The sequence below is a fragment of the Sphingomonas melonis genome, from assembly GCF_013409985.1.
Lineage (GTDB): Bacteria > Pseudomonadota > Alphaproteobacteria > Sphingomonadales > Sphingomonadaceae > Sphingomonas > Sphingomonas melonis_A.
The window spans coordinates 195,577-214,751 of sequence record NZ_JACCBY010000005.1 but is presented as its reverse complement, the minus strand read 5'-3'; the positions used below and the strand labels follow the sequence as shown (position 1 = coordinate 214,751).

Below are 19,175 nucleotides of genomic sequence, written 5' to 3'. Positions count from 1 at the left end.
AGGCCGCCGAAAAAGGGAAGCAATGGGGACCGACGCACACGCGCTGACTTCGCCGGGGTTCCGGCGAGCGCTGTCGGTAGCCTCCGCGATATGGGGAAGGGCGGCCGATTCGGCAAGCCGGGCGGTGCGGACGTTGTTCAAGTTGCCATCAGGTCCGCGTCGAACATCATCCCGCGTAATGCGTGATTCGCAATAGACTGTATCGATGACAAAGGGCCAGACAGGAAAATGGGAGATGTCGGGCGTGTAGGACAGTGCAGGCCAGGGCGCGGGCGGCGCGCTCTGGCGTGCGGGCAGGATCAGATCCTGCTAAAAGGAGACATGGCGAGGTTCGAGAACAAGCGGGTCCTGATCACGGGCGGCACGAGCGGGCTGGGACTGGCAGGTGCAACGCGGATCGTCGCCGAAGGCGGCACGGTGATCGTCACGGGCCTGGACCCATCGCGGATCAGGGCGGCGCGCGATGTGCTTGGCGTCAAAGGCAGCGTTCTGGCCAATGACGCTGCCGACCCTGCGGCTGCCAGCGCATTGGCGGCGGTCGCTCGCTCCGCCGGCGGGCTGGACGGGCTTTGGCTGAACGCCGGCTACGCAGCGCTGGGCACGCCCGAGGAGGTCACCGCCGATGCCTTCGACAGGATGATGGCCGCCAACGTACGCGGACCGATGCTTCAGCTTGCGGCCTTGTCGCCATATCTCCGCGAGGCTGCCTCCGTCGTCGTGACCTCGTCTTCGTCCACCTATGAGGGCGCTGCTGTCACCAGCCTGTATGCGGCGACGAAAGGCGCGCTCGTCGCCATGGCACGATCCTGGGCCACGGCGCTCGCGCCCCGCGGCATCCGCGTCAACGTGCTCGTTCCGGGGCCGATCGACACCGGCTTTCGGAACTTCCTTCCCGCCGAAGCCAAGCAGGGCTTCGAGGAATTCGTGGTCGCTCAAGTGCCGCTTGGCAGAGTCGGGACGCCGGATGAGGCAGCCGCTGTCGCCCTATTCCTCCTGTCCGACGATGCGTCCTATGTCACCGGTGGCCAATATGCGGTCGATGGGGGGCTCGTGATGCATTGAGCCCCTGACGTTCACGTCGGCCGCAGCGGCGGCAATCCCATATGGTGGGCCGTCGGCACGGTCGGCGCACATCGCATCGCTACATAGGAGACGATATGGGCGGGGTTATCGGCATCAATCACATCACCCTTGCCGTGAGCGATGTCGCGCGATCGCTGGCCTTCTATCGCGACGTTCTCGGTTTTCGCGCGCGGGCCGTGTGGCAGAATGGTGCATATCTCGATGCCGGATCACTGTGGCTTTGTCTGTCCCATGACGAATGCGCCAGGACTTCGCCGCATCCCGACTATACGCATATCGCCTTCACCGTGGCCGACGCGGATTACAGCGTCTTGAGCGCATATCTGACGGCCACATGTCTCATCTGGAAGGAGGACAGGAGCGAAGGCGCGTCCACGTATTTCCTCGATCCTGACGGCCATCGACTGGAGATTCATCACGGATCGCTGCAATCGCGGCTGCGGCATTATCGAGAGAGCGGCTCGGCCGGGGTCACGATTCTTGATGATGGCGACGTGGGCTTGGGCTGATGGTCCTGGTCACGCAGGATTGTACTTCGCCAGAAACGCGCCCATCGTTTTCAGGAATTCCAATCGGTCTTCGCTGCGGGTGAAGTGATGATCGCCCAGGGGCTGTTCGACATATTGGTAGGGCTTGCCCGCCGCCTTCAGCGCGTCCGCCATCTGACGCGACTGTTTGACCGGGACGCGGCGATCGGCCTTGCCGTGCATCAGCAGCACCGGGATCGACACCTGATCGGCGCCGAAGCGCGGCGAGACGTCGTGCAGGTCCGGCGTCCGCTTCGTCCAATAGCGGCCGAGGCTCTTGCCGTTGAGGAATTGCGCGTCGTAGCGCTTGATCCCGACGAGGTCGGATACACCGGCATAGGAAATGGCGCAGCGATAGAAGGCGCCGTCACGCTGCGCCGCCCGCAGCGCGGCATAGCCGCCGTAGGAGGCTCCGGCGATGCAGACGCGCTTGGGATCGGCGATCCCCTCCTTGGCGAGATAGCCGATCGCGTCGTTGAGATCGTCCTGCATCTTGAGGCCCCATTCGCCCTCGCCGAGCTTGACGAAGGCGGTGCCATAGCCCGACGACCCGCGGTAATTGGGTTGGACCACGGCATAGCCGATCTCGGCAAGATATTGCGTCCACCAGTCCCAATCCTCGCTGTCACGCGCGATCGGGCCGCCGTGCGGCAACACGATCAGCGGCAGGTTCCGCGCAGTGCGACGGCGCGGCAGGGTGAGCACCGCGTCGATCGGCGTGCCGTCGCGCGCCGTATAGTGGACGGTCTTGACCGGGGAGAGGCTGCGGTTGCCAAGGGCCGCATTCTGATGCGCGTAGTGCTGCATCCGCCCGGCGGCGAGGTCCCAATAATAGAGCGTTCCAGCCTGCGAGGCGCTGCCGACCTCGACCAGCATGCGACTGTCGTCGGCGCTGCGCGAGAGGATGCGCGCGTGGCGGTTGCCGACCGCCTGATCCGCCGCCGCCTGGATCTTCTTCATTTCCGGATCGAGCCAGACGACGTGCGTGTAGGTGTCGGTGACCTGGACGCCGATCACATCGGTGCCATCATGATTGTCGACGACGCCGTCGATATCGTAGCGATCAACGCCGAACACCTTCTTGCCGAGCTTGAGGTCGGGCAGCGAGACTTCATAAAGTTGGTCGCGGCCGTCGGTGTCGTCGGTGGCGAGCGCGGTGCCGTCTGCCCGGAAGGTCAGCGGGACGACGAAGCTCGTCTTGGTCTTGGGATCGTTGCGCGCGATGGTGCGGAAGGAGTCGCCGTTGGCGCTGCGGTAGAGCAGCGAGGACTTGCCGGTCGCATCGGCGTAGCGGATGCCCATGCGGACGGTACCGGCGCCATCGACATACCAGTCCCAGACATCGACCTGGCTGCTGGCGATGCGTTTGACCCGGCCAGTCGACAGATCCGCCTCCCATACCGAGGGATAGACCTGATCGAGCGACTCGAACCCGGTCTGGCGGGCGAAGAGGATGCGCGGACTGCCGTCGTGTGCCACCCAGAGCAGATCGTCGGCACGGACGCCCGAGCGCGGCCAGTCGATCCGCTGCATCTGCTTCATGTCGGCGCTGACCCCGATCATCCGCGTCATGTAGATGGCGTCGCCCTCGAACGGCACCTGCTGGCCTACACCGACTGCAAGCCAGCTGTTGCCGACCCATTGCCACCAGTTGACGTCCATGTCCGGACCGACCTTGAACGCGACGGGTTTGGCGTGATCGAACAGCGAGATGACGACCAGATGCTGGGTGCCGGCGATCGCCATCTTGGCGGCGATGTGTGTCCCGTCCGGCGACAGACGCGGCTCGGTGAGGAGCGGCAATTGGGCGAAGGCCTCGACCGGTACGGGCGTCTTGGGATCGACCGCGGGTGCGGGTGCGGGTGCGGGTGCGGCGGCGGTAGCGCCCGGTGCCGGTGCCGCGGTGGGCACACCGGTCTGGCTAACGGCCGGCGCTGCCGCGGCGGCGAACAGGATGGTGGCAACGCACCGCGCGTGACGACGGACCATGAATGCAACACTCCCCCTTGGTGCGACCTTGCCCCCAAGGCCGCGGGGAGGGGATGAGCGGGGCCGGGACGCGCTGCAAGTACAGACTGGCAAGTGTCTGATTCGGTGACAGGCGGGTGGTTCGGCAGCGCGTGCCGCAGTCGTTCGGCCGGATGACTGGCGCCATCGACGCCGGCCGGATGCGATATGGACGCGACCCGCTTACCCCCCGCCACCCGCAGCCAGCGCGGCGAGCAGCAACAATGCGACGATGTTGGTGATCTTGATCATCGGGTTGACCGCCGGGCCCGCGGTGTCCTTGTAGGGGTCGCCGACGGTGTCGCCGGTGACCGCGGCCTTGTGCGCGTCGGAGCCCTTGCCGCCGTAATTGCCGTCCTCGATGTATTTCTTGGCATTGTCCCAGGCGCCGCCGCCGCTGGTCATCGAGATGGCGACGAACAGACCCGAGACGATCACGCCGAGCAGCATCGCGCCAAGCGCGGCGAATCCCTGCGCCTGGCCCGCCACCGCGTCGATGACGAAATAGAGGACGATCGGGCTCGCCACCGGCAGCAGCGAGGGCACGATCATCTCGCGGATCGCGGCGCGGGTGACGAGGTCGACGGTGCGGCCGTAATTGGGTCGGCTGGTGCCGAGCATGATGCCGGGATTGTCGCGGAACTGGCCGCGCACCTCCTCGACCACCGCGCCCGCCGCGCGGCCGACCGCGGTCATGCCGAACGCACCGAACAGATAAGGCAGCAGCGCGCCGAGCAGTAGTCCGACGATGACATACGGATTGGACAGGCTGAAATCGACGGTGACATCGGGGAAATAGGTCTGGAGATCCGTCGTATACGCACCGAACAGGACGAGCGCGGCAAGGCCCGCCGAGCCGATCGCATAGCCCTTGGTCACCGCCTTGGTCGTGTTGCCCACCGCGTCGAGCGCATCGGTGCGCTGGCGGACATCGTCGGGCAGGCCGGCCATCTCGGCGATGCCGCCGGCATTGTCGGTGACCGGGCCATAGGCGTCGAGCGCCACCACCATGCCGGCGAGCGCGAGCATCGCGGTCGCGGCGAAGGCGATGCCGATGATCCCGGCGAGCTGGTAGGTCGCGATCACCGCGACGACGATCACCAGCGTCGGCAAAGCGGTCGATTCGAGGCTGATCGCGAGGCCCTGGATGACGTTGGTGCCGTGGCCGGTCTGGCTGGCGGCGGCGATCGACTTGACCGGACGGTAATTGGTGCCGGTGTAATATTCGGTGATCCAGACGATCAGGCCGGTGACGGCGAGGCCGATCACCATGCACCAGAACAGGTCCATGCCGGTGAAGCTGGCAATCGCGCCCGCGGCGGCGGCGGGGCGGTCGAAACCGGTGGTGAGGTCGTCCGACACCGCGTCGAGGAAACCCGCGCTGCCGATCGTGCGGTCGAGGTCGCCGAGCACATAGTGCGTGGCGAGATAGATGGCGGGGATCGACAGCAGGGCGGAGGTCCAGAAGCCCTTGTAGAGCGCACCCATGATCGATCCCTTGCCGAGGCGGACCGCATAGGTGCCGATGATCGAGGTGACGATGCACACCCCGCCGACGAGCAACGGCAGGCTCATCAGCCGCATCAGCTCGGCAGCATCGGCGCGGATCAGCAGCGCGATCGAGATCATCGTGACGCCGAGCGTGACGACGTAGGTCTCGAACAGATCGGCGGCCATGCCGGCGCAATCGCCGACATTGTCGCCGACATTGTCGGCGATGACCGCGGGGTTGCGCGGATCGTCCTCGGGAATGCCGGCCTCGACCTTGCCGACGAGGTCGGCGCCGACGTCGGCCGCTTTCGTGAAGATGCCGCCGCCGAGGCGTGCGAAGATCGAGATGAGCGACGCGCCGAAGGCGAGCGCGGTCAGCGCCTCGACGATGATCCGGTCGTTGGGCGCATGGCCGGCGGGGCCGGTGAGATACCAGAAGAAGCCGCTGATCGCGAGCAGGCCGAGCCCGGCGACGAGCATGCCGGTGACCGCGCCCGAACGGAACGCCATGGTGAGGCCGCCCTGCAGCGAATGGCGTGCGGCCTCCGCGGTGCGGACGTTGGCGCGCACCGAGATGTTCATGCCGACATAGCCGGCGACGCCCGACAGCAGGGCGCCGATGACGAAGCCGATCGTCGAGATCGCGCCCAATGCGGCGAACAGGATGATCGCGACGATGACGCCGACGATCGCGATGGTGGTATATTGGCGGCCGAGATAGGCCTTGGCGCCCTCCTGGATGGCGGCGGCGATGTCCTGCATCCTTGCGTCCCCGGGCGACGCCCGGAGCACCTGTTGGCTGGTGACGAAGCCATAGACCACGGCGAGCACGCCGCAGAGGATGGCGATGGTGACCGTGGTCATTCTCGCATCTCCTTCTCCTGTTGACGCACGGCCGATGTCTCCCGGTCTCGTGGCGCTTGCGCGGAGGCTATGGCGCGGGGGCGGGGAGTGCAAGCGCCGCATCATTGCGCGCGGTTTACCCGGCCGCGTCACGCGGACCCGATCCCGCCGCGGGGTGGCTCGTCCGGACGGATTAGGTTCCCTCTTTGGAAAGCGGCTGGCGGCAAAGAAGATTGTGTCGCGCGGAGGCGCGAAGGACGCAGAGGTGGTATCGTGCGGGCGGCCCGTCCCCGTCATCGCCAGCCTTGATGAAGAGGGCCGCGGACACGCCACGAGCGCAACACCTCAGCGCCCTCTGCGCCTCTGCGCGAATCATCTTCTCTCCGCATCCAGCCTCGTGTCGACGTGGTCGTCGATCCTAAGCCGGATCGACATCATGTTTTGAAGAAAACGCCTGCCCTGGCGGGGCACGGCTATCGCCTATGGCTGCGGTGATGAGGTTCGATCGGCGTCCTCCTCTTATCCGTCACCCCGGACGTGTTCCGGGGTCCACTCTGCGGCGAGGGGACGGGCTGGAGGCGCAAGCCGTTCTCCCAGCCGCCCGGTGGACCCCGGAACACGTCCAGGGTGACGGGGCGGGATTGGAAGGTGGCGGACTCAAGCGGACGTCCCTATGCGATAGCCGTCTCTAGCGGGGAGGCATTGGACTGGCCGTCGATCCTAATGCTCGAAGCCGAGCCGCGTGGGCAGGGGGAGCGGCGCGCCGCCGTCGTGCAGGTGCAGGCCGGTGCCGCGCGCGAAGCGGCCGAGCCGGGTGGCGGCGACCGGCGGCACGACATTGGCCGGCATCGCGAACAGCAGCTCGTAATCGTCGCCGGCGGTCGCCGCGGCGAGGCGGGCGGCGCGGTCGCTGCCGGCGAAGGCGCGATAGGGCGCCGACAGCGGCACCGCGGCGAGATCGAGGTGGACGGCAAGGCCGCTCGCCTCGCCCATGCGGGCGGCGTCGATCAGCAGGCCGTCGCTGACGTCCATCATCGCATGGGCGAGCCGGCTGAGCACGCGGCCCTCGGCAAGGCGCGGGGTCGGGCGGCGGTAGCGCGCGGCAAGCTCCGGCGGGCCATCGGCTCCCTGTGCGATGGCGAGGCCGGCGCCGGCATCGCCGATCGTGCCGGTGACCCACAGCGCATCATTCTCGCCGGCGCCGCCGCGCGGTGGCGCCGGCGTGTCGCAGCCGAAGGCGGTGACGGTGAGGATGCGCGGCGCGCCGCGCGGCAGCGTCACCGTGTCGCCGCCGAGCAAAGTGGTGCCGCAGGCGGTCAGCACCTCGCCAAGGCCGGCGAGGAAGGCGCGGTCCCAGCCGTCGTCGGAGAGCGGATAGTTGAGCAGGATACCGTCGGGCTTGGCGCCCTTGCCGGCGATGTCGGAGAGGTTGGTGGCGACGAGCTTCCACGCGACATCCTGCGGCGTGTCGCCTGACAGAAAATGGACGCCCTCGACCAGCGTATCGGTCGTGACGACCAGCGGCACATGCAGCAGGCGTGCGGTATCGTCGCGCAGGCCCCGCGCGGAGGCGTGGAGCGGCAGGGTACGAAGGGCAATGAGGAAGTCGGTTTCGGTCATCTGGCTCGGCCTGTCCTTCCAAGCCCTCCCCCTGGCGGGCAGGGCGATCGCATATGGCGACGGCAATGAGGCTCGGTCGATCGCCTCATACATTCGTCACCCTGGAGGTGTCCCGGGGCGCACTGGGCCGCAGGAGAGCGGTGCCGTCTCAAGCCGGTCTCCTCGCCGCAGGGTTGACCGCGGAACACGTCCAGGGTGACGAAGCGGATTGGGAGGGGGAACGACATACGCGAACCGCCATATCCAATCGCCTCGCCCTGGCGGGGGCGGAATCGGGTTATGCCGCCCGCACGTCCTTGGCGATGCCGTCGAGCAGGCCGTTGACGAAGCCCGCCTCGCGGCGCTCGTAGAAGGCATGGGCGACGTCGACATATTCGCTGATCGTCGCGCCGACGGGGACATCGGCGCGCGCCATCAATTCATAGGTGCCCGCGCGCAGGATCGCCTTCATCGGCTTGTCGAGGCGCGCGAGCGTCCAGCCCTTGGCGAGCTTCTTCTCGATCGCGAGGTCGATCTCGCCGCTGCGCGCGGTGGTGCCCTTCACCAGATCGTCGAAGAAATCGACGTCGGCATCGGCATATTCCGCATCCTCGATCGTCGCGCCGAGGCGGTGGTTGTGGAATTCGTGGAGCAGCGACGGCACCGCGGTGCCTTCCATCTCATGCTGGTAGAGCGCCTGGACGGCGGCGAGACGGGCGGCGGCGCGCGCCTGGGTTCGGTTGGAGCTTCGGGACATCCGGCGTGCCTGTAGTCGCGTCTGCGCGATCCGTCACCCCTTTGCCGGAGCGTGATGCCGAGGCGGCCTTGTGCGGGAAGGGGTTGGCGGTGGTTCCCGCGGGCCGCCGAGGGGAGAAGGGCGGTGTGGTCACGCGGAGGCGCAGAGAGGCGGACACGTGCCCGCCCGTTGTCCTGTGTTCGGCGTCCCGGGTAGCGTCACGCTCGCCGCGGACAGATCACCTCCGTGCCTCCGCGCAACGTCATCGCCGGCTCAGAGCCCCTTCAGACGAGGCTTCCAGCGCGCCGCGATGTCGGCCGCGGCCGTGTCGCCGTTCCTCGTGTTGGCGCTTTGATACACATCGATGATGATGCCGCGCGTAGCGAGCCGCGCGGTCGCTTCCGCCAGCATGACGTTGATGATGAAGGCGCCCATGATCGTGGATGTCGGCCCCATCCACGGACCAGCCGGGTTGATGGCGACGGCGGCGTCGCCGGGCACGGCGCCGTTATCCAAGGCGATATCACTGACTTCAAAGAGGCGCTTGCCCGATGGATGAAGCGAATCGACACTGCGCGAGTGACGTAGCGACGTGATGGCGATCACCGTTGCGCCACGCGACCGGCAGGCGAGGGCCATTTCGACGGGAAAGGCGTTGCGCCCCGAGTTGGACACCACCACCACGACGTCGTCGGCCGAGACGTGGTACTGGGCCAGCAGAGCTTCGGCGCGGCCGGGGTCGCGCTCCAGCATCGAGGAGCGCGTCGCGCTGACATGCAGCATCAGATCGGGGTCGAGCATCGCCTGGACCGCGGCGACGCCGCCTGCACGATAGAAAGCCTCTTCCGCAATCAGATGCGAATGGCCGCTTCCCGTCACGTAGATGATCCGGTCAGCGGCAAGGGCTGCGGCTACCGCATCGCGCGCCTGATCGAACTCACGACCCTGCGACGATAGAAATCCGTCCAATGACTGGACGATGGCGTCCCGATACGTTGCGGAAAAGCTCGTCATGTTCGCCGCCCTCGGATGATCCTGCCACGGTCCGTGACCGCAGCCTATCCCATGCGAGGGCGGCGGCCAACGATCTACCGGTTGAGCCGCAGCCGTAGGGCTACCGAGCGGGCGTGGGCGGGGAGGCCTTCGGCGTGGGCGAGGGCGACCGTGGCGGGGCCGAGCTCGGCGAGGGCGGCTTCGTCCAGCCCCAGGAAACTGGTGCGCTTCATGAAGTCGAGGACCGACAGGCCGCTGGCGAAGCGGGCGCGGCGGCCGGTGGGGAGGACGTGGTTGGGCCCCGCGACGTAATCGCCGATCGCCTCCGGCGTGTGGCGGCCGAGGAAGACGCTGCCGGCGTGGCGGACCCGGTCGAACAACGATTGCGGGTCGTCGACGGCGAGCTGGAGATGCTCCGGCGCAAGGCGGTCGACCAGCGGGCAGGCGGCTTCGAGCGACTCGACGACGATGATCGCGCCATTGGCGTCCCAGGCGGCGCGGGCGACCGCCGCGGTGGGGAGGATCGCCAGTTCCTCCTCAACCGCTGCCGCGACGCGGTCGGCATAGGCGGCGTCGTCGGTGAAGAGGATCGATTGCGTGGTGACGTCGTGCTCGGCTTGGCTGAGCAGGTCGGCGGCGGTCCATTGCGGGTCGTTCAACGCATCGGCGACGACGACGATCTCGCTGGGGCCGGCGACCATGTCGATGCCGACGACGCCATAGACCTGCCGCTTGGCTTCGGCGACCCAGGCGTTGCCGGGGCCAGTGATCACGTCGACCGGGAGGATGCGGCCGGCACCATAAGCGAGCGCGGCGATCGCCTGCGCGCCGCCGATCCGCCACACTTCGTCGATGCCGGCGAGATGCGCGGCGGCGAGGACGAGATCGTTGATCTGGCCGTCCGGCGTCGGCGTGACCATCACCAGCCGGCCGACGCCCGCCACCTTGGCGGGAATCGCGTTCATCAGCAGGGACGACGGATAGGCCGCGCGGCCGCCGGGAACGTAGAGGCCCGCGGCATCGACGCCGCGCCAGCGCGCGCCGAGGCGGACGCCGGCCTCGTCGACATAATCGCTGTCGGTCGGCTTCTGGCGCTCGTGATAGGCGCGGATGCGTGCGGCGGCGAGGTCGAGCGCGTCGCGCAGGGCGGGGTCGAGCGCGGCGTAGGCGGCGGCGCAGGTGGCGGGTTCGATCCGCCAGCCGGTCTCGGCGAGGTCGTGGCGGTCGAGCTTGCGGGTGAAGGCCTCCACCGCCGCTTCGCCGTCGTCGCGGACCGCGCGGATGATCGCGGCGACGTCGCGGGTGACGTCGGCGGAGGCTTCGCGACGACCCTCGACCAAGGCGGTGAAGGCGTCGGCGAAGCCGGCGTCGCGGGTGTCGAGGCGGATCATCGTAGCTCCTCCCCTTCACGGGAGGGGGTGGGGTGGGGCATACCGGTGTTGGTCTCGGTGAGACTTCCCCCACCCCCAACCCCTCCCCTGAAGGGGAGGGGCTTGTCTTGGGAGGCCACCGCTTTGCGGAACGCCTCGACCAGCGGCACGACCTCCGGCCGCGTCTTCATCGCGGCGCGGTTGACGATCAGGCGGCTGGTGACCTCGGCGATCACCTCGACTTCGACGAGACCGTTTTCCTTGAGCGTCTTGCCCGAGGAGACGAGGTCGACGATGCGGGGCGCGAGGCCGAGCGTCGGCGCCAGCTCCATCGCGCCGTTCAGCTTGACGCATTCGGCCTGCACGCCGCGCGCGGCGAAATGCGCGGCGGTGGTGTGCGGATATTTGGTGGCGACGCGCACGTGGCTCCAGCCGCGCGGATCGTCGGTCGCGGCCATCGCGGCGGGCTCTGCAACCGAGATGCGGCAATGACCGATGCCGAGATCGACCGGCGCGTAGAGCTCGGAATAAGCGAATTCGGCAAGCACGTCCGACCCGACGATGCCGAGCTGCGCGGCGCCGTGCGCGACGAAGGTCGCGACATCGAAGGCGCGGACGCGGATCAGCTCGATATGCGGCACGTCGGTGGCGAAGCGCAGCGCGCGGCTGTCGGGGTCGCCGAACGCGGCCTCCGGATGGATGCCGGCGCGAGCGAGCAGGGGCAGGGCCTCGGCGAGGATACGGCCTTTCGGCACGGCGATGACTAATGGGGGTGTCGACACGGTCCGGGCTTTACTGACGGGTCGGGGTGGGCGCAACAGAGCGCGACGAAGGGGAGCGAGTCGATGGCGGGCGACGCAGAGAACCGGCAGGCGTTTACGATCCAGGCGGCCTATTGCGCCGCCATGGCGGCGCCGATCACCGCGCGGGTGTGCACGGCGCTGGGGCAGGTACTCGACCGGGACAGCGCGACCGGGCGGCGCGTGCTCGACTGGGCGGGCGAGCCGGTGGCGGACGCACTGGTGCTGCGGCTGGTCGGCGGGCTGCATGCGCTGCATCGGGTGGGCGCGGATGCCGGATTGTCGCGGGTGTTCGCCGGCGAGGTCACCGACGATGGCGCGGTCGCTACCCTGCTCGGGCAGGCGGTGCTGGCGCATGATGCGGCGCTGCTGCCGTGGCTCGACGGGCCGCCGCAGACCAACGAGGCGGCGCGCTCGGCGGGGCTGATGACCGGGCTGCTGCATCTCGCAGGCCGATCCGGGCCGCGCGTCGAGGTGCTGGAGATCGGGTCGAGCGCGGGGCTCAACCTGATGCTCGGGCGCTATCGATTCGATCTGGGTGGCGTGGCGGTCGGGCCGGCGGATGCGGCGGTGCGGATCGCGCCGGAGTGGCGCGGGGTGACGCCGCCTTCGGCTGCGGTCGAGGTGGTGGGTGCGCGCGGCGTCGATATCGCGCCGGTCGATGTCGGCGACCCCGCGCAGGCGGCGCGGCTTGAGGCCTATGTCTGGGTCGACGCACAGGAGCGGCTAGCGCGGCTCGCGGCGGCGATCGGCGAGGTGCGCGCGCATGGCGTCGATCTGGTGCAGGGCGATGCGGCGGACTGGGTCGAGGCACGGCTCGCCGAGCCACAGGAGGCGGGCGTGACGCGGGTGCTGATGCACTCGGTGGTGTGGCAGTATCTGTCCGCCGAGGGGCGCGCGCGGATCGTCGCGGCGATGGCGGCGGCGGGCGGGCGGGCTGGCGATGACCGGCCGCTCGGCTGGGTGATGATGGAGCCGAACCGCGATCTCCACCGGCACGAGGTGCGGGTGCGCGGCTGGCCGGGCGAGACGCCGATGGAGCTGGTGGCGCTGACCCATGCGCATGGCGCGTGGGTCGAGGGGCTGCCGGCGCCCTATGAAACGCGCGACTATGTGATGCGGCGTGGGGCCTATGAGGCGGATTAGCTAAATCCTCCCCCGCCAGGGGGAGGTGGCGCGCCGCAGGCGTGACGGAGGGGGAGGACAGGGCGGGAGCCAAATTGGGGCTTCCACCTGTCCTCCCCCTCCACCGTTCGGCTTGCGCCGAACGGTCCCCCTCCCCCTGGCGGGGGAGGAGTAGCGGTCATCAATAGAAGAAGCGGTTGTAGACCTGCACCGCGCGGCCCGAGCGGGTGTCGACCAGCACCACGTCGTTGCCGTAGCGGACCCAGCGCTGATAGCCGTAGCCCGGACGCGGCAGGCGGTAGGTGCCGTAGTCGTTGATCCAGTAGCGCTGGCCATAATATTCCGGGGCGAAGCGATAGCCGACGGCCACCGGGCGATAACGATAGCCGCGCGGGCCGGCGTAGCCGCCACGGCGGTAGACGTCGCGATGGGTGCGGCGATAGTCGCGCCAGTCCTCGCGCAGCTCGCGGCGATCCTCACGAACCTCGCGGCGCGCCTCGCGGACGTCGCCGCGGTCGCCATAGGCACGGGCGCGGGCAAGGTCGCGCTCGCTCTGGCGGACTTCCCGCTCGCTCTGGCGGACCTCGCGGGCGCTCTGCGCGCTTGCGGCGGCGGCGGGCATGATGGTCGCAGCGGCGATGGCGGCAATGATGATCTTACGCATCGTAACACTCCTTTGTGGCGCGCTTCGGCCGTCGGGATGGCGAAGAGCATGGCGGCCTTTTCCGCCTATCCGCCTGAACGCATGAGGAATGTTTTGGTCAGCAACGCGAAAGCTGGCAGTTCGCGCTCATCCTCGCCCCTCCGCGCTGCACACCTTTTCCCTCTCCCGGGGCGAGGGCGGGCGCGAGGCGTCAGATGTTCCACCGCCGCATCGCGGCGACGACCGCCTCGGGCTTTTCCCATGGCACGAAATGGCCGGCGTCGATCTTCTCGACCGTGAGCTTCGGCACGTAGGGGCCGAGATCGTCGACCAGCACCGGCAGCAAGGCCGAGTCGCGCATGCCCCAGATCACCAAAGTCTCCTGCGTCACCGGCGGGAAGGGGCGGTCGAGGAAGACGGGGCGGGGCGGCGCCTCGTCTATTGCGGGGACGATGACGCTGGAGGCGCGATACCAGTTGAGCATCGCGGTCATCGCGCCGGGCTGCGACCATTCGTCGAGATAGGCGGCCTTGTCGGCGCCCGCTATCGCCTGGGTGACGTGATGCGCGAAGGTCGAGCCGAGGAAGCGCTCCAGGCCGGCGCCGGTCAGTCCCTGATCGATCGTCGTGTCGCGAAAGCGGGTGATATATTGGCTCGCCTTGCGCTGCCCGGGTTCGTCGAACAGCGCGCGCTGGAAGAGATAGGGGTGCGGCGCGTTGACGATCACCAGCCGCGCAACGCGGTCGGGGCGGGCGAGCGCCGCCATCCAGGCAATCGCGCCGCCCCAGTCGTGACCGACCAGCGTGAAGCGGTCGATGCTCAGGTGATCGGCGAGGGCGATGAGGTCGGCGAGGATCTGGTCGGCGGCATAGGCTTCGACGCCCTCGGGCTTGGACGAGCGGGCGAAGCCGCGCTGGTCGGGGGCGACGACATAATGGTCACGGGCGAGGTCGGGGATGACCCCGCGCCACGTGCGGTGCGATTCGGGAAAGCCGTGGAGCAGGATCACCGGCGGATGTTCCGGCGCGCCGGCGATGGCGACGTCGAGCTCGACGCCGGTAGGGAGGACGATGCGCTGTAGGGCTGGGGTCATGAGGCTCTCCTGTTTGCGTCGTGCCGTTTCCCCCGATCGTCATCCCCGCGAAGGCGGGGATCCAGACGCGCGGGTTCCTGCTTGAGTCGCATCGTCAGCGTCTATGAATCCCCGCCCTCGCGAGGATGACATGTGAGGTTAGGGATAGCTCACCGTGTTCGGGACTTCGGGAATGGGAATCCATTCCTTGTCGTCGCCGGGCACCACCGGGAACTCGCCCGCTTTCCAGGCGCGCTTGGCTTCGTTGATGCGCTCGCGGCTCGACGAGACGAAATTCCACCAGACGTGGCGCGGGGTGCGGAAGGCGTCGCCGCCCGCCAGCATCGCGCGCCCGCCGCTCGCCGAGCGCAGCGTCGCGGCGATGCCGGGACGAAGCACGTAGAGCTTCATCGGTTCGAGCGGCACGCCCTCCAGCGTCGCCTCGCCCATCGCGAGATAGACCGCGCGCTCCTCGGCGGCGGCGTCGATCGGCACGCTGGCGCCGGGATCGAGCGCGATATCGGCGTAGATCGTGCCGGCATAGGTGGTGGTCGGCGCGCGCGCGCCCCACAGATCGCCCATGATGATGCGCGCGCGGGCGCCGTGCGCGGCGATCGTCGGCAGTTCGGCCTTGGCGACATGCTCGAACGCGGGGTTCATCTCCTCCTGCGCCTCGGGCAGCGCGAGCCAGGTCTGAATGCCCGACAGTGCCGGTCCGGCCTGCCGCTCGTCGCCGGGCGAGCGTTCGGAATGGACGATGCCCTGGCCTGCGGTCATCAGATTGACCGCGCCGGGCTCGATCCGCTGGCGCGTGCCGAGCGAATCGCGATGGTCGATCGCGCCGTCGAACAGATAGGTGACCGTCGCGAGGTTGATGTGCGGATGCGGACGCACGTCGATGCCGTTGCCGATTTCGAGATGCGCCGGCCCCATCTGGTCGAAGAACAGGAACGGGCCGACCATCGTCCGCTCCTTGTTGGGCAGCGTGCGGTGCACCTTGAAGCCGCCGAGGTCGTGGGTGACCGGGGTAATGGTCTGAAGAACGAAGTCATCGAGCACGGGCAGGCTCCGTTTCGCTGAGAAGCTGTTCGAGATCAGCGGGATAGATGGTTTCGGGCCAGTCGGCCAGTTCATGCCGCGCGAACCAGCGCGAGCCGGCGAGAACGCGCTGCTCCAATTCGGTGAGCGCGCCGGCGCGGACCTCGTGGTGATCGATGTCGACGCGGAAATAGCGTTCGTCGGCGATCACCTCGACGCGTTCGAAGGTGAGGAATTCGCAGGTACGCTGCGCCACCTCCGGCCCGCAATCCATGTCGAGGCCGACCTCCTCCCATAATTCGCGGCGGGCGGCCTGCGCATAGGTTTCGCCGGGATCGACCGCGCCGCCGGGCGTGCACCAGAGCGGCGGACGGTCGTCGGGGGTGAAGCGCATAAGCAGAACGCGGCCTTCGCTGTCGACGAGGAGGATGCGCGCGGCGGGGCGGGGGATGCGGGCCATGGTTTCGGCTCTACGCCGTCGTGGCGGCGGCGCGAAGGCGGCAAACGCGAAACGGTGTCGTTCCTTACCTATCCGCTCGCGCTGAGCGTGGCGACGGGCAGGTGGGTCTCACCTGTGCTTCGACCGGCTCGGCACGGATGCTCGGGTGGCTAGGCCGCGTCGAGTTCGGGGTAGCGGCGGAAGATGCCGTCGGTGTTGAACGGCAGCCGGCGGTCGCTGGCGAGATAGGCGCGGATGCCGGGGAGGGCGGCGACCGCATTATGGAGGCGGCGCAGCGCGGGATAGCGCGGCTCCAGCGTCGCCATGCGCTTGGGGAACATGTAGCGCAGCCCCTCGATCAGCTGGAACAGCGAGGTGTCGCCATAGGTCCAGCGATGATCGACCAGCCATTCGGTCGGGCCGTGCGCCGCGGCGGCCTCGAAATGGTCGAGGTATTTCGGCAGGCGCTGGTCGCGGAACTGTTCGGCGGCGCGCGCGGCCTCGTGGGCCTGGGTGTCGTAATAGTCCATCATCGCGACGGGATGGTGGACGTTGTGCACCTCGGCGACGACGTCGGCGATGGTGAGCTGCAACTGGTTGAGCCAATAGCGGTCGGCAAGGTTCGATGGCACCAGATCGTGCTGCTGGCCAAGGAACTGGAGGATGTTGGTGACCTGCGCGATGGCGAGGCTGCCGAGCGCCAGATAGGGCGGCGCATAGGGGCCGCGGCCGTCCTTCGCACGCTCGGCCAGGTCCTGCATCATCGCGTCGGCGCCCATGGTCCGGGCGCAATCCTCATAGTCGAGCCCCGCGGCTTCGAGGGCGAGGCGGACGAACTCGCCGCGCCCCTGGATCGTCGGCCAGTACCATAAGCGATAGACCATCGCGTCACTCCCCCGGGGCGCGGGCCTTGATGGCGAGCGCATGAATGCGCGTCGACAACAGATCGGCGAGCGCTTGGTTCACCGCACGTTGGCGTGCGACGCGGCTGGCGCCGACAAAGGACGGGCTTTCGACGATGACGGTGAAGTGCGATTCGCCGGTGCCGTCGTCGCCCATATGGCCGGCGTGCAGATGGCTGTCGTTGCGCACCTCGAGGTGGGTGGGCGCGAGCGCGGCGGTCAGACGCGCGGCAATGAGATCGGCGAGCGGAGCGGCGGTAGCGGTGTCGGTCATCGCGCCTATATATCGGCATTGCGCCAATTAGGGAGCGTTCGTGACGCGCGCGAGTGACAAGAAGGACCGGCCGCAGACGCGGTTCCACGGTCGGATGGAAGCCCAGGGCCGGGTCTGTGCCGAGCCGGGATGCGAAGAACCGGGCGAGTTCCGCGCACCGCCGCTGGAGGGCGCCGCGACGAGCAACGGGCCGGGCGCATTCCGCTGGATGTGCCTCGACCACGTGCGCGCCTTCAACAGCCGCTACAATTACTTCGCCGGCATGACCGCCGACGAGATCCATCAGGCGCAGCGGCCGATGGCCGGCTGGGAGAACGAGACGCGCGCCTTTGCGCGGGCGGGCTATGGCGACCAGGGGCCACGCTGGGCGGACTTCAACGATCCGCTGGATGCGATCGGCGCGCGCTACCGCCGCGAGGTCGCGCCCGAGCGGAGCGACGGCAAGCCCCTGTCGGGGCAGGACCGGGCGAGCCTCAAGGTGCTCGGGCTGGCGGCGGATGCGGACCGGCTGGCACTGCGCAAACGCTATTCGGAGCTGGTGCGGCGCTATCATCCCGATCGTAACGGCGGCGACCGCAGTCACGAGGCGATGCTGCAATCGGTCATCGCGGCGTACCAGCAATTGCGGCAGGCGCCGGCCTTCGTTTGATTTCGCGGGCGCTGGTGTGGCTCGCTGCTTCCCGAGAGTCCGTCGTCTCCGCGGACGTGGAGATGGCGGACTTGGGAGGCGACGGATGGAGACGCCTCGATCGTCATCCGGCTTCCCCCGGAATGACGAAGAAGCGGCGCGGCGGCTTGACGCCGGGCCAATCCGTTTCCACTGGATAGGTGTTGCGCCATTCGCTCGCTTCGCGCGTTGGGGAGGGCCGCCTCTCATTTGCCAGCTTCGAAACGGTGCCCCGACCCGATGACCGATATCCCGAACACCCAGCCTGACAGCCGCGAGACCACGATCCTCGACGCCCCCGACAAGATGGTCGGTGTGCGCGAGCTGTTCGGCATCGACAGCGACATGCAGGTGCCCGCGTTCAGCGTGGCGGACGAACGCGTTCCCGACCTCGATCCCGCCTATGTCTTCGATCCCGACACGACGCTGGCGGTGCTGGCTGGCTTCGCGCACAACCGCCGCGTGATGGTGCAGGGCTATCACGGCACCGGCAAGTCGAGCCATATCGAGCAGGTCGCGGCACGGCTCAACTGGCCGTGCATCCGCATCAACCTCGACGCGCATATCAGCCGCATCGACCTGATCGGCCGAGACGCGATCGTGCTGCGCGACGGCCAGCAGGTGACCGAATTCCGCGAGGGCCTGCTGCCCTGGGCGCTGCAGACGCCGACCGCCTTGGTGTTCGACGAATATGACGCGGGGCGGCCCGACGTGATGTTCGTGATTCAGCGCGTGCTGGAGACCGAAGGCAAGCTGACCTTGCTCGACCAGAACCGCGTGATCCGGCCGAGCCCGTGGTTCCGGCTGTTCGCGACCGCCAATACGGTCGGCCTCGGCGATACCAGCGGGCTGTATCACGGCACGCAGCAGATCAACCAGGGCCAGATGGACCGCTGGAACATCGTCGTGACGCTCAACTATCTGCCGGCGGCGGTCGAATCGCAGATCGTGCTCGCCAAGTCAGGCGAATATGACAAGCCCGAGGGCAAGAAGACCGTCGAACAGATGGTCCGCGTCGCCGACATGACGCGCAAGGGCTTCGTCAACGGCGATATCTCGACGGTGATGAGCCCGCGCACGGTGATCACCTGGGCGCAGAACACGCTGATCTTCGGCGACGTCGGCTTCGCGTTCCGGTTGAGCTTCCTCAACAAGTGCGACGAGAACGAGCGACCGCTGGTGGCCGAATATTTCCAGCGCGTGTTCGGCAAGGACCTGCCGGAGAGCGTGGTGGGGAAAGCGTAAGGGGGCGGCATGACCAGAGCGGAGGCGCTCAAGCGGTTGCGGTCGCGCGAGAGCGACCTGCGGAAGCTGGGCATCACGCAATTGTCGATCTTTGGATCGACGGCACGCGATGAGGCGCGCCCGGACTCCGATATCGATCTGCTCGCCACGATGGATTATGATACGGTGTGGCAACTCGGGCCGTTTGGCTTTTTTGGTATCGAGGGCAGGATCGGCGAGATGCTCGGCATCAAAGTCGACCTCGTGACCGAGCCGGTCAAGAAGCCTTGGTTGCAGGCTGAGATCGAACGGGATCGCGTGCATGTCTTCTAAGGATCCGAA

The 19,175-nt window shown here is 68.0% G+C and carries 19 protein-coding genes; 6 read left to right on the top strand and 13 right to left on the bottom strand.

Going from position 1 to position 19,175, the window contains the following annotated elements:
• Nucleotides 1-321: 321 nt before the first annotated feature.
• Complete coding sequence (locus HD841_RS16345) at nucleotides 322-1,062, top strand: SDR family oxidoreductase (protein WP_179509951.1); 741 nt, start codon at nucleotides 322-324, stop codon at nucleotides 1,060-1,062.
• Nucleotides 1,063-1,157: 95 nt separating this feature from the next.
• Nucleotides 1,158-1,592: a VOC family protein gene (locus tag HD841_RS16340; RefSeq protein WP_179509950.1), complete on the top strand. Its 435-nt coding sequence runs from the start codon at nucleotides 1,158-1,160 to the stop codon at nucleotides 1,590-1,592.
• A 9-nt stretch (nucleotides 1,593-1,601) separates the two neighbouring features.
• On the opposite strand, the gene HD841_RS16335 is transcribed toward HD841_RS16340, so the two are convergent.
• The 7 genes from HD841_RS16335 to hisG form a co-directional block, all read right to left on the bottom strand.
• Nucleotides 1,602-3,599 carry an alpha/beta hydrolase family protein gene (locus HD841_RS16335; RefSeq protein ID WP_179509949.1) on the bottom strand — a complete coding sequence of 666 codons (1,998 nt, stop codon included), beginning with the start codon at nucleotides 3,597-3,599 and terminating at the stop codon, nucleotides 1,602-1,604.
• A gap of 201 nt (nucleotides 3,600-3,800) precedes the next feature.
• Entirely contained in the window at nucleotides 3,801-5,972 is a 2,172-nt protein-coding gene (locus tag HD841_RS16330; RefSeq protein WP_179509948.1) for a sodium-translocating pyrophosphatase, read from the bottom strand.
• Between the two features lie 699 nt (nucleotides 5,973-6,671).
• Nucleotides 6,672-7,571: a thiamine-phosphate kinase gene (gene thiL / locus HD841_RS16325; protein ID WP_179509947.1), complete on the bottom strand. Its 900-nt coding sequence runs from the start codon at nucleotides 7,569-7,571 to the stop codon at nucleotides 6,672-6,674.
• Between the two features lie 277 nt (nucleotides 7,572-7,848).
• Nucleotides 7,849-8,307 carry a transcription antitermination factor NusB gene (nusB, locus tag HD841_RS16320; protein WP_179509946.1) on the bottom strand — a complete coding sequence of 153 codons (459 nt, stop codon included), beginning with the start codon at nucleotides 8,305-8,307 and terminating at the stop codon, nucleotides 7,849-7,851.
• A gap of 252 nt (nucleotides 8,308-8,559) precedes the next feature.
• Nucleotides 8,560-9,300, bottom strand: a complete 741-nt coding sequence (locus HD841_RS16315; RefSeq protein WP_179509945.1) for a sugar isomerase domain-containing protein — start codon at nucleotides 9,298-9,300, stop codon at nucleotides 8,560-8,562.
• 74 nt (nucleotides 9,301-9,374) lie between these two features.
• Nucleotides 9,375-10,670 carry a histidinol dehydrogenase gene (gene hisD / locus HD841_RS16310; protein WP_179509944.1) on the bottom strand — a complete coding sequence of 432 codons (1,296 nt, stop codon included), beginning with the start codon at nucleotides 10,668-10,670 and terminating at the stop codon, nucleotides 9,375-9,377.
• Entirely contained in the window at nucleotides 10,667-11,404 is a 738-nt protein-coding gene (gene hisG / locus HD841_RS16305) for an ATP phosphoribosyltransferase (protein WP_373563050.1), read from the bottom strand. The genes hisD and hisG overlap by 4 nt, the downstream gene beginning before the upstream one ends.
• A gap of 90 nt (nucleotides 11,405-11,494) precedes the next feature.
• On the opposite strand from hisG, the gene HD841_RS16300 reads away from it, so the two are divergent.
• The gene (locus tag HD841_RS16300; RefSeq protein WP_179509943.1) at nucleotides 11,495-12,595 is read left to right on the top strand and encodes a DUF2332 domain-containing protein; all 1,101 of its coding nucleotides are present in this window, start codon (nucleotides 11,495-11,497) and stop codon (nucleotides 12,593-12,595) included.
• Between the two features lie 160 nt (nucleotides 12,596-12,755).
• Here HD841_RS16300 and HD841_RS16295 read toward each other — a convergent pair whose 3' ends face one another.
• The 6 genes from HD841_RS16295 to HD841_RS16270 all read right to left on the bottom strand — a co-directional run bounded on the left by HD841_RS16295 (nucleotide 12,756) and on the right by HD841_RS16270 (nucleotide 16,942).
• Nucleotides 12,756-13,238 (bottom strand): RcnB family protein, encoded by a 483-nt coding sequence (locus HD841_RS16295; protein ID WP_179509942.1) that lies wholly within the window; start codon nucleotides 13,236-13,238, stop codon nucleotides 12,756-12,758.
• A gap of 190 nt (nucleotides 13,239-13,428) precedes the next feature.
• Nucleotides 13,429-14,310 carry an alpha/beta fold hydrolase gene (locus tag HD841_RS16290; RefSeq protein WP_179509941.1) on the bottom strand — a complete coding sequence of 294 codons (882 nt, stop codon included), beginning with the start codon at nucleotides 14,308-14,310 and terminating at the stop codon, nucleotides 13,429-13,431.
• A gap of 138 nt (nucleotides 14,311-14,448) precedes the next feature.
• The gene (locus tag HD841_RS16285) at nucleotides 14,449-15,348 is read right to left on the bottom strand and encodes a pirin family protein (protein WP_373563049.1); all 900 of its coding nucleotides are present in this window, start codon (nucleotides 15,346-15,348) and stop codon (nucleotides 14,449-14,451) included.
• Nucleotides 15,338-15,787, bottom strand: coding sequence for an NUDIX hydrolase (locus HD841_RS16280; RefSeq protein WP_179509939.1), 450 nt, complete (start codon nucleotides 15,785-15,787; stop codon nucleotides 15,338-15,340). Before HD841_RS16280 ends, HD841_RS16285 begins: the two co-directional genes overlap by 11 nt.
• A 149-nt stretch (nucleotides 15,788-15,936) precedes the next feature.
• Nucleotides 15,937-16,650: a glutathione S-transferase gene (locus tag HD841_RS16275; RefSeq protein WP_179509938.1), complete on the bottom strand. Its 714-nt coding sequence runs from the start codon at nucleotides 16,648-16,650 to the stop codon at nucleotides 15,937-15,939.
• A 4-nt stretch (nucleotides 16,651-16,654) separates the two neighbouring features.
• Complete coding sequence (locus tag HD841_RS16270) at nucleotides 16,655-16,942, bottom strand: BolA family protein (protein ID WP_179509937.1); 288 nt, start codon at nucleotides 16,940-16,942, stop codon at nucleotides 16,655-16,657.
• A gap of 94 nt (nucleotides 16,943-17,036) precedes the next feature.
• Between HD841_RS16270 and HD841_RS16265 the strand changes: the two genes are divergently transcribed.
• The 3 genes from HD841_RS16265 (at nucleotide 17,037) to HD841_RS16255 (ending at nucleotide 19,166) form a co-directional block, all read left to right on the top strand.
• Nucleotides 17,037-17,591 (top strand): J domain-containing protein, encoded by a 555-nt coding sequence (locus HD841_RS16265; RefSeq protein WP_179509996.1) that lies wholly within the window; start codon nucleotides 17,037-17,039, stop codon nucleotides 17,589-17,591.
• 258 nt (nucleotides 17,592-17,849) lie between these two features.
• Nucleotides 17,850-18,854, top strand: a complete 1,005-nt coding sequence (gene cobS, locus HD841_RS16260; protein ID WP_179509936.1) for a cobaltochelatase subunit CobS — start codon at nucleotides 17,850-17,852, stop codon at nucleotides 18,852-18,854.
• Between the two features lie 9 nt (nucleotides 18,855-18,863).
• Nucleotides 18,864-19,166, top strand: a complete 303-nt coding sequence (locus HD841_RS16255) for a nucleotidyltransferase family protein (RefSeq protein ID WP_179509935.1) — start codon at nucleotides 18,864-18,866, stop codon at nucleotides 19,164-19,166.
• The last annotated feature ends 9 nt before the right edge of the window (nucleotides 19,167-19,175 follow it).

Coding starts and splice junctions, on each gene's coding strand:
- HD841_RS16345 (WP_179509951.1), top strand. CDS start 322: ATGGCGAGGTTCGAGAACAAGCGGGTCCTGATCACGGGCGGCACGAGC.
- HD841_RS16340 (WP_179509950.1), top strand. CDS start 1,158: ATGGGCGGGGTTATCGGCATCAATCACATCACCCTTGCCGTGAGCGAT.
- HD841_RS16335 (WP_179509949.1), bottom strand. CDS start 3,599: ATGGTCCGTCGTCACGCGCGGTGCGTTGCCACCATCCTGTTCGCCGCC.
- HD841_RS16330 (WP_179509948.1), bottom strand. CDS start 5,972: ATGACCACGGTCACCATCGCCATCCTCTGCGGCGTGCTCGCCGTGGTC.
- thiL (WP_179509947.1), bottom strand. CDS start 7,571: ATGACCGAAACCGACTTCCTCATTGCCCTTCGTACCCTGCCGCTCCAC.
- nusB (WP_179509946.1), bottom strand. CDS start 8,307: ATGTCCCGAAGCTCCAACCGAACCCAGGCGCGCGCCGCCGCCCGTCTC.
- HD841_RS16315 (WP_179509945.1), bottom strand. CDS start 9,300: ATGACGAGCTTTTCCGCAACGTATCGGGACGCCATCGTCCAGTCATTG.
- hisD (WP_179509944.1), bottom strand. CDS start 10,670: ATGATCCGCCTCGACACCCGCGACGCCGGCTTCGCCGACGCCTTCACC.
- HD841_RS16300 (WP_179509943.1), top strand. CDS start 11,495: ATGGCGGGCGACGCAGAGAACCGGCAGGCGTTTACGATCCAGGCGGCC.
- HD841_RS16295 (WP_179509942.1), bottom strand. CDS start 13,238: ATGCGTAAGATCATCATTGCCGCCATCGCCGCTGCGACCATCATGCCC.
- HD841_RS16290 (WP_179509941.1), bottom strand. CDS start 14,310: ATGACCCCAGCCCTACAGCGCATCGTCCTCCCTACCGGCGTCGAGCTC.
- HD841_RS16280 (WP_179509939.1), bottom strand. CDS start 15,787: ATGGCCCGCATCCCCCGCCCCGCCGCGCGCATCCTCCTCGTCGACAGC.
- HD841_RS16275 (WP_179509938.1), bottom strand. CDS start 16,650: ATGGTCTATCGCTTATGGTACTGGCCGACGATCCAGGGGCGCGGCGAG.
- HD841_RS16270 (WP_179509937.1), bottom strand. CDS start 16,942: ATGACCGACACCGCTACCGCCGCTCCGCTCGCCGATCTCATTGCCGCG.
- HD841_RS16265 (WP_179509996.1), top strand. CDS start 17,037: ATGGAAGCCCAGGGCCGGGTCTGTGCCGAGCCGGGATGCGAAGAACCG.
- cobS (WP_179509936.1), top strand. CDS start 17,850: ATGACCGATATCCCGAACACCCAGCCTGACAGCCGCGAGACCACGATC.
- HD841_RS16255 (WP_179509935.1), top strand. CDS start 18,864: ATGACCAGAGCGGAGGCGCTCAAGCGGTTGCGGTCGCGCGAGAGCGAC.